We start from the raw sequence: 12,257 nt of genomic DNA, 5'->3' as shown, positions 1-12,257 counted from the left end.
GCAACCAAGCAAACCAGAGCTGCCACTCTCAACGCTGCCTCAAAGTATCGCCACGATTTCGCCGCAAGAAATCAGAGGTGGATAAATCTTTTCCTCAAGACAGGCCGAGGGTGGAAAACTACGCAATTAAACTCCCCTCCCCTTCACGCGTAACTGAGTCGGACCGCGATGGGAATCATCGAATCGCGAGAAGAATCAAAATTCTAGGATTCGGTTGCCTGAGTTCCGCGATGGTCTCAGCCTGAGTATTCCCAGCGCGGCGAGCGGTTGAAAAGCGCCGGTTATCAAGAGGTTTTGCACCGGTCGCCCGAGGCTTATGCACGGCTGAAATGTGGCGGACGATGCGCACAAAGCGACGTTCTGGCGCAACAGCAGGGTGAGGCTTTAGGGACGCCTCCACCGTGCCGACGCGGGGTGCTCGCAATTCCCGTTTACCAAGTCTCGCCGGCGATGCATTGTCCATGGCGCACGTCAGAAGCTTCGCGCCCGGCGTTATCGGTGCAAGCCACGTGCAGTAAAGTTGAGTGGAGTTTGCGCCATGCCGCGTCTCGGTGGAGTGCTGTTGCTGACGGCGACTTCCCTGCTCGTCTCATACAGCTATCTTTTTCCAGCATCCGATCACACTGCAGACCTCACCGAAGTCACGCGCATCTCGGCGGCGCCGGACCGTGACTATCGGAGCGATAGCGGAACTCGGATTTTTTCGGCAGCGTCGCCCGTGTTTCACGAGGTGATCCCCGACGAAGGCGCCCGTGTTGCGGTTGCTTCTCCGCCGAAGCCCGGAATGTGGACCACCGTGGTGTCGTCGGCGCGTGCCGTCTCGACACCTCTCAAATCGGCTGAGCCCGGTGATCCCGAAACGCGCGCCGAACTGGCGAGCGATCTGCAGCGCGAGTTGAAACGCGTCGGCTGCTATGAGGGAGAGATCACCGGCGCATGGAACGGTGCGACGCGGCATGCCCTGGCGGCGTTCATGGATCGCGCCAACGCCACGCTCCCGACGGACAATCCCGATTACGTATTGCTCGCCCTCGTGCAGAGCCACCATGACGTTGTGTGCTCCGCCGAATGTCCAGCTGGCCAGATCGCGGACGGCGGCCGTTGCGTGCCGCGCGCGGTCGTCGCTCAGGCGACGAAGCGGTCGAAGCGCCTCGATGAGCGCAGACTGGCCGCGGCTCGTCTCTCCGGCAATGACCAGCCGACGGTCACGGCGGAGCCTGAAAAGCTTCCCTGGCTCCAGAATGAGAATGTGGTCGAGGTTGCGGCTGTGCCGCGCCCAGAGCTGCCGCCGGGGCGGATGTCGATCGGAGCCGCGACCGTCGAGACTGCGCCGCTGCCTCCGTCGAACAGTGCCGCAGCGAGCGTCCCACCGGCCTCTCAGGGATGGAAGATCATCACGCCCGTCCGGCCGTCGACCGATACGGCGGCCGATGTCTCTCCGAAAGTTGCAGCTCTTGGCGAGAGCGGCGATACGGACGATCTCTCAGCTGACGCGCGTGCGGACACCAACGCGGTGCCCATCGCCATCGAGGACCACGACGCCAATGCGCATGCCGTGAAGTCCAAGTCCTCCCGGCGTTCCTATGACGAAGACCGGCCGAGACGAAAATATGCTTCGTCCGGGCGAGGTCGGCGTGGCGATCCCCGGCCCGGGACCATGCGCTACAATGTGATGCAGTCGCTTGGCGGCATCTATTGATCGCCAGATCCGGGTCGTCAGATGCGGGTCGTCAGGGCCGCGTGCCGCCGATGACCCAATTCAAATAATCGGAACTTCCTCCGACCACCGGAACGACAAGGACTGCGGGCGTCTCGTAGGGATGATTGGCGACGATATGCGCGACGGCGCGGTCGGCTCCCTGGCGGGCGAGCTTGGCGATCAGCACGGCTTCTTCTGCGGTTTCCGTCTCGCCCTTCCAGATATAGATCGACGTCATCGCGGGCAGTACGTTAATGCATCCGGCCAAGCCCTTCTCGACCAGCTCCCGGCCCAAAGCCATCGCCGCGGACCGATCCGGGAACGTGGCGTAAATCATCACCACATCGCCGGCTGGCGTCGCGGGCTTCTCTTCGATATCCCGCGAGGGGGGCTTGTCGTTTGTCGACACTTGGGCGAGCTTCCCTGCCTTGCTGCGCGACCCCTCATAAATCGAAGGGCCTAGATGCCGAAAGAAAAACACAAATTCGAACGCATCGCCTTCGTCGCGAGCGAGGTTCCCGAAGCGATCGAAGCGCAGGCGGCCCTGATCAAGCGTTACGGGGAAACCGAACCCCACGAAGCCGATGCCATCGTCGCCCTCGGCGGCGACGGCTTCATGTTGCAGACGCTACACCGCTTCATCAACGACAAGATACCGATTTACGGCATGAACCGGGGTTCGGTCGGCTTCCTCATGAACGACTACAAGGAAGACGACCTGATCGAGCGGCTGCAGGCGGCCGAGATCAGCCGCATTCACCCGCTGTCGATGATCGCCACGGATGCGGCCGGCAAGGCGCACAAGAGTTTGGCGATCAACGAGATCTCGCTGTTCCGCCAGCGTTATCAGGCCGCCAAGTTGCAGATCGCCATCGACGGCAAGGTCCGCCTGGAAGAGCTGATTTGCGACGGGGTCCTGGTTTCGACGCCCGCCGGTTCGACCGCCTATAATCTATCGGCCCACGGACCCATCCTGCCGATCAAATCCCAGCTTCTGGYGGTAACGCCCATCAGTCCTTTTCGGCCGAGGCGCTGGCGCGGCGCCCTCGTTCCTAACCGGGTGCACATCACGATCACCGTTCTCGAAGATGCGAAGCGGCCGGTCAGCGCCGTTGCCGATCACTTCGAGACGCGTCATGTCGTGAAGGTCGATATCGAGCTGGCCCGCGCCATCGAACTCTTCATGATGTTCGACCGCGAACATGGGCTCGAAGAGCGTATCCTGGCGGAGCAGTTCAGGTTTTAGGTTGCGCTAGGCGACACGCGTTCCGCGAGCCGGCCGCCGGGCAAATTTTGATTGCGCCGGGCGACTCGCGTTCCGCGAGCCGGCCGCCAGGCAATCTCTAGTGGCGCCAGGCGACTCGCGTTCCGCGAGCCGGCCGCCGGGCGCATAAACCGAGCCCAAAAACCGACTGGCCCTCCTACAGGTGCCTCGGAGCACCGGCGGAGGGCCATGATTTGGTCAAGTGCTGCATCCCGTTCTTCGGGCATGGCGGTGCTGATCCCGCCGCCACGAATCAGGATCGCTAACGCGTATTTCCGAACCGTCGCACGTTGTGGTTAACAGGGTGTTAACCCGCTTCTGAGGCCGGCCAGCGGCTGACAAGCGCGTCGATGTTCGGGCGTTCCCGCTCTTCAGGCTTCTCCATCGGCGTCCCGATGTAGATGAAGCCTGCGATCTTCTCGTTTTCGGAAAGGCCCAGCCCCTCGCGGACGGTCGGGCTATAGGCGATCCACTCGCTGATCCACGACGTGCCGAAACCAAGCGCATTCGCCACGAGACAGAGATTGAAGCAGAGCGCGCCGACCGACAGCACCTGCTCCCATTCCGGTGCGCCGGGCTTCGGCTTCACGGCCGACACGACGGCGACGACGACGGGCGAGCGTAGGAACCGGCCGCGCTCGGTTTCGAGGCGGATCGGCGACGGCGCCTGGCGGTCTTCTTTCTCACAGGCTTTGGCGAAGATCTCGCCGGCCGCCTTGCGGGCGTCGCCTTCAAAAACAATAAAGCGCCAGGGCGACAGCTTCTTGTGGTCGGGAACGCGCGCGCCGGTCGTGAGGATTTTCTGCAGTTCCTCGGCGTTCGGTCCCGGTGCTGCGAGCCTATCCGGCTTCACTGACCGTCTTGCCGCAAGAAATTCAAAAATATCGGGATTCATGTCATGTTCCGTACTAATTCGTGTCCGTCTCGCTATACGAGGCTCCGGCCTGTTACAAGCGGCCCATTACAGTCAGAATCGACACAATGAGCGAAAAATGGGCGTGGAGATAAAATGCGCCGGGATTTTTTGAAATTTGTCGCGGCTGTCATTGCGGCCGTCCCTTTTATCGCCGCCGGGCCGGCTGTCAGCGGCGATGCGCCGACAGCCATGGTCGTGCTCGATGGCTCGGGTTCGATGTGGGCGCGCCTGCCGCCCGATAACCGCGCCAAGATCGATATCGTGCGCGAGAAACTCGGCAACCTGCTCGCCATGCCGAATTCGACGCGGCTTGGCCTCGTTTCGTTTGGGCACCGCCGCCGTGGCGACTGCAACGACGTGGAATTGATCGCCGGGCCCGACAGTCCGCGCCAAGCCGTTCTCGATCCGATCGCCAAGCTCAATCCGCGAGGCCCCGGCCCTCTTACGTCGGCGCTCACGGTTGCCATGACCGCGATCGGACAATCGCGTCCGGCGCAGATCGTCTTCATCGGAGATGGTGCAGACAATTGCCGGCAAGATACGTGCGCCGTCGCCGCCGGGTTCGCAAAGACGTCACCGGGCGTCGCCGTTCAAGTCATCGGCATCGGCATTCCGGCCCACGAACGGCCGCGCATGGCGTGCATCGCCGAGGCAACGGGCGGCCATTACTACGACATCGTGGATTCCAACGGTCTCACTGCGGCGATCGACGAGGCGACGCGGCTCGCCATTTTAACGCCGGGCGCGCCGATTGCGGGCGGCACCAATCCCGGCGACGGCAAGCCGACGGCGCCGCCGCCTCCCGAGGGCGCATCGCTCCGAGCATCGGCCGCGCTTGCCGACGGTGGCGCGCTTCTCACAGTTCCGATCAAATGGCGCATTTATAAAGGCGGCGAGAAAACGCCGCTGGCCCAGTCGGAAGGTCAGGACATCACCGCCAAGCTCGCCGCCGGCAGCTACGAGGTCGAGGCCGAGTTCGGCTCGCTGACGGCGCGTCAGGACCTCACGATGGCGGATGGAGACAAGCAGAGCATCATCGTGCCGTTCAACGCCGCGCATCTCGTCGCGCACGTCAGTTCGAGCAAGGGCGGCAACCCATCTCCCAATGCCGTTTTGACCGTCTCTATCGGCGATAAGCCGGTCGCGATCGCGAGCAACGGCGCGCTCGATCTCTATGTGCCGCCCGACACCTACACTCTGACCGCGGTCGACGGCGCGGCGCGCGCGTCGCAATCCATTCAACTCGCCGCCGGAGACGCCAAGCCGCTCGACATATCGCTCGGAACAGGACGTCTCGATCTTTCCGCGGCCGCTGCAGACGGCGCCAGCATTGCAGACGTTTTATTCGCCGTTTCCGCAGACGATCCCGAAAGTCCGGACGGCCGCCGCGAGGTCGCGCGATCGCGTAGTCCGAACGCGAGTTTCACCCTTCCGGAGGGCACCTACTATGTCAGCGCGCGCTCGAAGAGCGGCGACGTTCGCAAGCGTATCGCCGTCGGCGCCGGGCAAACCGTGAGCGAAACGCTGGAACTCGTCCTCACGTCGCTCAAGGTCTCGGCTCTCGTCGCGGGCGCTCCCGCAAAGGCCGATCAGAATATTTTCTATCGCGTCGACCGCATCGATGGCGATCACACCGGTATCGCACGCGCGATGGGTCCGGATCTCTCGCTCGACCTGTCGCCGGGGCGTTACCGGATCACCGCGTCGCTCGTCGTCTCACATATCTCGGCGACCAAAGAAGTCGTCGTAGAGGCTAGGAAGCCCCAGACCGCGACCATCGACATCGCCGCCGGAGAGGTGAACTTCGCTCCGCCCGCGGGCGCGGCGCTCCCTGCCGGCGACGTCTATTGGGAAGTCGCCGACGAGAGCGGCATGCCGACATGGCGTGCCACCGGCACGGAGGCGACGGCGCTTTTGGCTCCGGGCCGATACACGGTGCGCTTCGAAGCGCGCGGCAAGCACGGGCAGGCTTCATTCGAAGTTCGCGCCGGTGAAAGCCAGAAGATCGAGATCGGACCAGGATGACCGAAGCTTCTGTGAAATCATGCGGATCGCGGGTTGAGCGGCAACGGCGCGGAATGATCGGCGGCACTGCGGCTCTGCTCCTCGTCGCGCTTCTGTCGATTGCCGGGGCGACGATTTCGTTCGCGGAAGAGCCGATCCCGGACGGGCCGCCGACCGGCGCGTGGGGTCCATCGATCGAGAAGCGTAAGAACACCACCACCGTCGAACGCGGCAAGACCGCGAAAGGCCCGGGCGTCAAGTTCGTTGCGTTGCTGACGGGCGACGGCCAGCAGATCGATCAAGGACTGGTGTGGCGGGTTTTTCAGTCGTCCGGTCAGTCGGGAAAATCGAAACTGCTCATGGAGTCACATGAGGCTAGTCCGTTCCTCAAACTCAATCCCGGCGAATACACCGTCAACGCCGCTTTCGGACGGGCCAATCTGACCCGCAAGATCGTCGTCAAGGCTGCCGATGGTCCGCCGTTCGAAGCGTTCGTGCTGAACGCGGGGGGCTTGCGGCTTTCGGCGCTGATCGGCGCGAAGCCTGCGCCGGCTGGTTTGGTGACCTATTCCATTTTCGCCGACGATCGCGATCAGTTCGAAAGCCATTCGGCCGTGATCACGGGGGCAAAGCCGAACCTGATCATCCGGCTCAATTCCGGCATCTACCGTGTCGTTTCGCTGTATGGCGATGCCAACGCAAAAATCGAAACGGATATCACCGTCGAGGCGGGCAAGTTGACGGAGACGACTGTCACGCATTCAGGCGGCAAGGCGACGTTCAAGCTCGTCACACGATCCGGCGGCGAAGCGATGCCCGACACGCGCTGGACGATCCAGACCGAGGACGGCGAGACGATCAAGGAGAGCGTCGGCGCGCTGCCGACGCATGTGTTGGCGCCGGGAAAATATGAAGTGACGGCCTCTTCCGGCGGACATATTTTCCAGAAGGCCTTTCAGATCAAAGACGGCGACAACGTCAACGTCGAGGTCATGATGGTGGTGTCACATGAACAGCGCGGCCAGCCGTCTTCCACCGGCGCAACGACGATCATGCCGACGGAACAAGGTGGGTCGCAAGGCGGCTCGACACTCGATTTCAAAAATCAGTGAGAACCCAGTCCGTCGGGCAGCCGTTGTCCCGCATCCGCTTTTCGATGCGCGCGTGATGCTCGGCCTCGCCCGCTTGAAGATACGCCGTGCGCGCCATTTGCCACTGTTCGCAAGCCGTTGTCAGGTCGCCCGCGCTATGCGCTGCTTCGCCCAGCGCTAAGCGAGCTGCGGCGTGTGCGCCGGGCGGCCCGTGAAGCGCGCCATATCCGGCTGCCGACCGCAACGCCGCCATACGCGCTTCGGCTTTACCTAGGCGCGCGTGTCCGGCCGCCAACTCGCAGTAGAGGCCGGAAAGCGCGGTCTTTTCACCGCGAGCGAGGGCCGTCTCAATTTTCTCTAGGATTGTTTCAACGCTCTCGACAGGCGCAAGCGGCGTTTGGGCTTGCTGATCCTGAAAAGAGACGCCAGCAGACGTGCGGGATAATGCGTGCAGCGGTTGGGCCTGCGCTGGTTCGTCCGACGGTTCTTGAGGCAGCGCGGCTGGAGATTGCGCGGCTTGAGATTGCGCGGCTTGAGATTGCGCGGCTGGCCGTCGACGCCGCGACAACAGCAAAATGAGGGTGAAAAGGACCGCGATCGGGATCAGAAAAACGGCGGCGCTCAGCAGTGTTTCAAGCGTTGCCTTGTCGCCCATGACTAACCTCGTGGTTCACGAGCTCGCGTGCATTTTTTCCGGCAGTCTCTGCCCGGCAACCTTGGCACGACTTCTATCAGCGGAAGGGCGCCGCGTACATCAGGCCGCCTTTGCTCCACAAATTGTTGAGGCCGCGATCGAGCTTCAACGAAGACCCCTGCCCGAGCGTCCGCTCGAAGATCTCGCCATAATTGCCGGCCTGCTTGACGACTTGATAGGCCCAATCACGCGCCAGGCCCAGGGGCGCGCCGAGATCGGCATCGAGACCGAGAAAACGGCGCACCTCGTGGGAGGGAGACGACTTCATCGTGTCGACGTTGGAACTCGATATGTTCAGTTCTTCGGCGGCGACGAGCGCCATGAACGTCCAGCGCACGATTGCGAACCAGCCGTCGTCGCCCGTGCGCACGGCAGGCCCGTAAGGCTCCTTCGTGATCATTTCCGGCAGCATCATCTGGTCAGAACTGTTCGACATGCGGCTTTTTTCGTATGCAAGAAGGGAGACCTCGCCCGTCAGGACGGTGCAGCCGCCATTCGCGTAGGTCTTGACCAAATCGTCCCACCGGTCGGACGTGATGAGCTGATAGCGCATCTTTCGCGACCCGAAGAAATCGGCGATCGCGGTTTCGTCGCTCGAACCCGTCAAGACGCAGATCGAGGCGCCGGAAAGCTCGAGGACGCTCGCGATCGAATGGTTTCGCGGGATGATGAAGCCCTGGCCATCGTAATAGAGAGGGCTCGTAAAGCGCGCTCCCAGTTCCGTATCCCGGGTTAGTGTCCAGGTCGTTGCGCCGAGCAGCACGTCGATTTCGTTGTCTTGCAGGGCCTTGAAGCGATCGCCGGGGTTCAGGCTGAGATATTTGACCGCGTCCCGGTTCCCAAGCACTGCCGCCGCCAGGGCGGAACAGAATTCGACGTCGAGCCCGCTCCAGGTTCCGCGGGTGCTGACTTCGCTGAAGCCCGCCTCACGGTCGGAAACGCCACAAACGACCTTGCCCCTGGCGCGAACAGCATCGAGAGTGCTGGCCGCCGCGCTCCAAGCCTCGGAGGACAGTCCAACGCCCATGACAACGAGCGATACCGCTGCCGCCCAGAGCCTCGACACACTTCTCATCTGTACTCTTTCGGCCAATGCTTCACTGAAGTCTCTTCGTTTTCCTTCGAGCAGACGAAAGCAACGGCCTCGGGCGCGCCCGCCCATAAGTAGCTCGCCCCGCCACACATCCCGCGCCCACGCCGAATGGTCAAGGCCTTGACCATGAACGAAACTTGCGCCACGAGGACGCGAACCGCCCGGAGAAGTTGAAAATGGCGAAAAAAAACGACAGTTCCGATCGCGGCGAACAGCCTGAAACCGAGGTCGTGCACCTCGGGCGCAAACCGTTCGAGCAGCACGGATTTGTCAACACGCCGGTATACCGGGGATCGACGGTTCTCTATCCGACGCTCGATGCCATCAAGCAGCGGACGCAGCCCTTCACGTACGGACGGCGTGCGACGCCGACGACGAAAGCTCTCGAAGACGCGATAACGCATCTCGAAGGCGGCGCGGCGACTGTTCTGACGGCGTCGGGCCTCGCCGCGATCTCGACCGCGGTGCTGGCATTCGCCGAGAGCGGCGACCACATCCTGATGCCCGACAACGTCTATCAGCCAGGCCGCGCGTTCGCGGACAAGATGCTGAAGAAGCTGGGCGTCGAGACGACGTATTACGATCCGCTCATCGGCGGCGGCATCGCCGAACTTTTCCGCCCCAACACGAAACTCGTGCTGGTCGAAGCGCCCGGCTCGCAGACGTTCGAGATGCCGGACATCCCGGCAATCGCTACTGCGGCCCGTGCCAAGAACGTCTGGGTTATTGCGGACAACACCTGGGCGACGCCGTTTTTTTGCAAACCGCTATCGCTCGGCGCCGACGTATCGCTCGAAGCCGCGACGAAATACATCGTCGGCCATGCCGACGCGATGATGGGCACAGTCACCGCCAATGCGCGCGCCGCGAAGTATCTCGACAACGCCAAGGAAACGCTCGGCACGTGCCCCGGCTCGGAGGAGACGTATCTCGCTCTCAGAGGTCTCAGAACGCTAGCTGTCCGTCTCGAGCGGCATCAGCAATCAGGCATCGCGGTCGCGGAGTGGTTGGCTGCCCGTCCCGAGGTTGACCGGGTTGTGCATCCGGCGCTCCCGGGCGATGCCGGCCACGCGATCTGGAAACGTGATTTCAACGGCGCGAGCGGTCTCTTCGCGGCCGTCCTGAAACCTGTCCCCGAGAAAGCGCTCGCTGCATTTCTCGACGGGCTCAAGCTGTTCGGCATGGGCTATTCGTGGGGCGGCTACGAAAGCCTCGTCATCCCGTTTGATCCGACTTCATACCGGACGGCGACGCGCTGGCGCGGACCGGGGCCGGCGCTTCGGTTCCACATCGGCCTGGAGGCCGTCGACGATCTGATCCACGATCTCAGCGAAGGGTTCGCCCGCCTCGAGAGCGCGCGGTAACCGCAACTGCCGCAACTGCTGCAGTTCAAAATTCAACTCAGAATCCGAGCGCCCGGCGGATCACATCGCCCACCGCGTTGCCGTCCGAGTAGCCTCGGCCGGAGCGCATCAGTCCCATGTCTCCGCCGTATCTTCCGTATCCGCCACGGCGATCATTGCCGCCACCACGCCTCCTGTGGTCGCCGTCGTCGTCTTCGTCTCTTCGTGCGGAGCGGTAGTGCACCTTCTTGACCGCGGAGGTTTCGAGCGTCTCGGGTGTCACATGCTCCTGGGTGACGTCGATGTCTTTCCACTTGCCTGCGAGCGCCAGCGTGATGCGCTTCTGGTGGCCGTAGTAGTCTTCATAAAACTGCGGCGTGCCGTCGTTCGCGACCCAGGTCGTAAAGTATCCAACATGGACGGGGATGGGCGTATTCAGGGCAATTTGATTGTCCATGGGACCTTTGTTGACGAGCTGCCCGACGTTCGGGCCCGAGTGTCCACGGTCGATATTGAAGACGAGTTGCGCGAACTGCTGGGGATTTCGCACGCGCATGCAGCCGTGACTGAACAGGCGAACGCGTTCGTTGAAGAGATATCGCGAGGGCGTATCGTGGAGATAAACCGAGTGCTTGTTCGGAAAGAGCAGCTTGACGAGGCCGAGCGCGTTGTCGTCACCCGACGGCTGATAGATCATATAATTGCTGAGCTTGGCTTTCGACCAGTTCACGCGGCTGCTGTTGATCACATGCCCGTTGTGCATGACGACGTAGCCTTGCCGCTCGATCGAGCGGCCGGTTCGCAGAGCCGTCATCTTGATCGAGTCCGGCAGGTTCCACCTTGGGCGCAGGACGATCTTCGTCATATCCTTAGAGAACACGGGCGTCTGCGTGCTCGGCGTGCCGACGACGACACGCTCTTCGAACACGGGCTTGTTGTTGTCGGTGAGCACGATCGAAAACGCTGGAATGTTGACGAAGACGTGGGTCGCGCCGAGCTGGCGCGGCATCCACCGCCACTCTTCCATGTTGGCGACCACGGCCGCGATCTTCTCGGGAGTCGTTACAAAGTCTTCGCCGGAAAGCTTTGCTCGCGTGCTCGGCCCGACGACGCCGTCAGCGTGAAGTGACTTCGATGCCTGGAACTGTTTGATGGCTGCCGCCAGCGGATCGTCGAACAGCTGTTCAGATCCGGGAGCCGAGGCAATTCCAAATCTCTGCTTCAGCGTTGCGACATCGGCATCGCGCCCGCCGGACTGGAGCGTCGCGCCTCGCCGCGGGATATCGAAGCGAGCGGGCTCGGTCGCGGGCGTGTGGCCCCGCAACCGTGCGAGAAGCGCCTTGAGTTTGAGGAATTGATCCTGCGACGGTTGAAACGCGCGCAACGCCTCGTCAGGGTTCTGCGCGGCGGCCAAACGCGTAAGTACAGACGCTGCATCGGTGATGACGGGGGCGCGATCCAAGTAGCCGGAGAGGCGCTTTTCAGGCTCTGAAATGCGGCTGCCCTCGGCTTCGTGAGCGTACCGCAAGGCAGCGGCGCTGATTTCGAGTTCGGCCTGCGCCGTCTGCTCCGGAGTCCAGCTGCCGGCTAGCGTCGGCTCCTTTACGGCGGCGAGTTCGAAGTTCGACGCCTTGAGACCCCAGTCCTCAGCCCGGCCCAGCTCTGCCATTACAAGCGTTGCCGCACGCGTCGGCCCCTGCTCATCGACCCACAACGGCCGGCATTGCCGGGCCTGATAAAACGTCGAAACGGCGGCGCTATCGTTCTCTTCAAACGGTGCTGCGGGTTTGGTCGCGAGTTTCGCGCAGATCACGGCTGCGGTACCCGTCAGCGGCTCCTGAGGTACACTGGATTCGAGGCTCGGGGTTTCGACGCCCGGGGATTCAATGACTGGCGCCTGCGGCGGCGTAACAGGGGCATCTTGCGCTCTCGTCAGTGAAGGATGGAGCACTGCGCCGATGATGCTCAGCGCAAAGATCCTTCCTTTGTGTGCCGGACGATGAGGGGGGCGGAGAGACATGGTCATTGCGACGTACTCTCTACTGTCTGTTTCAAGACCCCGGTGGAAGGCAAACTAATGCAGTCGCGACTCATCGCTAGAGTTAGTTTGAGAAAATGCAGTCCGTGGTTAAATGTAGGTGACGGATTGAATT

At 62.4% G+C, this 12,257-nt stretch carries 10 protein-coding genes; 5 read left to right on the top strand and 5 right to left on the bottom strand.

Annotated features, from left to right (window positions below; all coding sequences use genetic code 11):
* Positions 1 to 538: 538 nt before the first annotated feature.
* Complete coding sequence (locus AC1DK3_RS07680; RefSeq protein ID WP_477191648.1) at positions 539 to 1,699, top strand: putative peptidoglycan binding domain-containing protein; 1,161 nt, start codon at positions 539 to 541, stop codon at positions 1,697 to 1,699.
* Positions 1,700 to 1,730: 31 nt separating this feature from the next.
* Here AC1DK3_RS07680 and cutA read toward each other — a convergent pair whose 3' ends face one another.
* A complete protein-coding gene (gene cutA, locus AC1DK3_RS07675; protein WP_477191647.1) occupies positions 1,731 to 2,108 on the bottom strand; it encodes a divalent-cation tolerance protein CutA in 378 nt (125 codons plus the stop codon).
* A gap of 54 nt (positions 2,109 to 2,162) precedes the next feature.
* Between cutA and AC1DK3_RS07670 the strand changes: the two genes are divergently transcribed.
* Positions 2,163 to 2,945, top strand: coding sequence for an NAD kinase (locus AC1DK3_RS07670; protein WP_477191646.1), 783 nt, complete (start codon positions 2,163 to 2,165; stop codon positions 2,943 to 2,945).
* A 325-nt stretch (positions 2,946 to 3,270) separates the two neighbouring features.
* Here the strand turns inward: AC1DK3_RS07670 and AC1DK3_RS07665 are convergent, their stop codons facing one another.
* Positions 3,271 to 3,858 (bottom strand): nitroreductase family protein, encoded by a 588-nt coding sequence (locus AC1DK3_RS07665; RefSeq protein WP_477191645.1) that lies wholly within the window; start codon positions 3,856 to 3,858, stop codon positions 3,271 to 3,273.
* A 114-nt stretch (positions 3,859 to 3,972) separates the two neighbouring features.
* On the opposite strand from AC1DK3_RS07665, the gene AC1DK3_RS07660 reads away from it, so the two are divergent.
* Together AC1DK3_RS07660 and AC1DK3_RS07655 are read left to right on the top strand one after the other, a co-directional pair.
* Positions 3,973 to 5,904, top strand: coding sequence for a vWA domain-containing protein (locus AC1DK3_RS07660; RefSeq protein ID WP_477191644.1), 1,932 nt, complete (start codon positions 3,973 to 3,975; stop codon positions 5,902 to 5,904).
* The gene (locus tag AC1DK3_RS07655) at positions 5,901 to 6,995 is read left to right on the top strand and encodes a hypothetical protein (protein WP_477191643.1); all 1,095 of its coding nucleotides are present in this window, start codon (positions 5,901 to 5,903) and stop codon (positions 6,993 to 6,995) included. Before AC1DK3_RS07660 ends, AC1DK3_RS07655 begins: the two co-directional genes overlap by 4 nt.
* Here AC1DK3_RS07655 and AC1DK3_RS07650 read toward each other — a convergent pair.
* Both AC1DK3_RS07650 and AC1DK3_RS07645 read right to left on the bottom strand, forming a co-directional pair.
* A complete protein-coding gene (locus AC1DK3_RS07650; RefSeq protein ID WP_477191642.1) occupies positions 6,982 to 7,629 on the bottom strand; it encodes a hypothetical protein in 648 nt (215 codons plus the stop codon). The genes AC1DK3_RS07655 and AC1DK3_RS07650 overlap by 14 nt on opposite strands.
* 76 nt (positions 7,630 to 7,705) lie before the next feature.
* Positions 7,706 to 8,743, bottom strand: a complete 1,038-nt coding sequence (locus tag AC1DK3_RS07645; RefSeq protein WP_477191641.1) for an amino acid ABC transporter substrate-binding protein — start codon at positions 8,741 to 8,743, stop codon at positions 7,706 to 7,708.
* A 194-nt stretch (positions 8,744 to 8,937) separates the two neighbouring features.
* On the opposite strand from AC1DK3_RS07645, the gene metC reads away from it, so the two are divergent.
* A complete protein-coding gene (gene metC, locus AC1DK3_RS07640) occupies positions 8,938 to 10,125 on the top strand; it encodes a cystathionine beta-lyase (protein WP_477191640.1) in 1,188 nt (395 codons plus the stop codon).
* A gap of 37 nt (positions 10,126 to 10,162) precedes the next feature.
* Here the strand turns inward: metC and AC1DK3_RS07635 are convergent, their stop codons facing one another.
* The gene (locus AC1DK3_RS07635; RefSeq protein ID WP_477191639.1) at positions 10,163 to 12,130 is read right to left on the bottom strand and encodes a L,D-transpeptidase family protein; all 1,968 of its coding nucleotides are present in this window, start codon (positions 12,128 to 12,130) and stop codon (positions 10,163 to 10,165) included.
* Between the last annotated feature and the right edge of the window lie 127 nt (positions 12,131 to 12,257).

Source organism: Hyphomicrobium sp. 01T421 (assembly GCF_056398805.1).
This window is presented reverse-complemented; position numbering and strand designations above follow the sequence as displayed.

Coding starts and splice junctions, on each gene's coding strand:
- AC1DK3_RS07650 (WP_477191642.1), bottom strand. CDS start 7,629: ATGGGCGACAAGGCAACGCTTGAAACACTGCTGAGCGCCGCCGTTTTT.
- AC1DK3_RS07635 (WP_477191639.1), bottom strand. CDS start 12,130: ATGACCATGTCTCTCCGCCCCCCTCATCGTCCGGCACACAAAGGAAGG.
- AC1DK3_RS07665 (WP_477191645.1), bottom strand. CDS start 3,858: ATGAATCCCGATATTTTTGAATTTCTTGCGGCAAGACGGTCAGTGAAG.
- metC (WP_477191640.1), top strand. CDS start 8,938: ATGGCGAAAAAAAACGACAGTTCCGATCGCGGCGAACAGCCTGAAACC.
- AC1DK3_RS07660 (WP_477191644.1), top strand. CDS start 3,973: ATGCGCCGGGATTTTTTGAAATTTGTCGCGGCTGTCATTGCGGCCGTC.
- AC1DK3_RS07655 (WP_477191643.1), top strand. CDS start 5,901: ATGACCGAAGCTTCTGTGAAATCATGCGGATCGCGGGTTGAGCGGCAA.
- AC1DK3_RS07645 (WP_477191641.1), bottom strand. CDS start 8,743: ATGAGAAGTGTGTCGAGGCTCTGGGCGGCAGCGGTATCGCTCGTTGTC.
- AC1DK3_RS07680 (WP_477191648.1), top strand. CDS start 539: ATGCCGCGTCTCGGTGGAGTGCTGTTGCTGACGGCGACTTCCCTGCTC.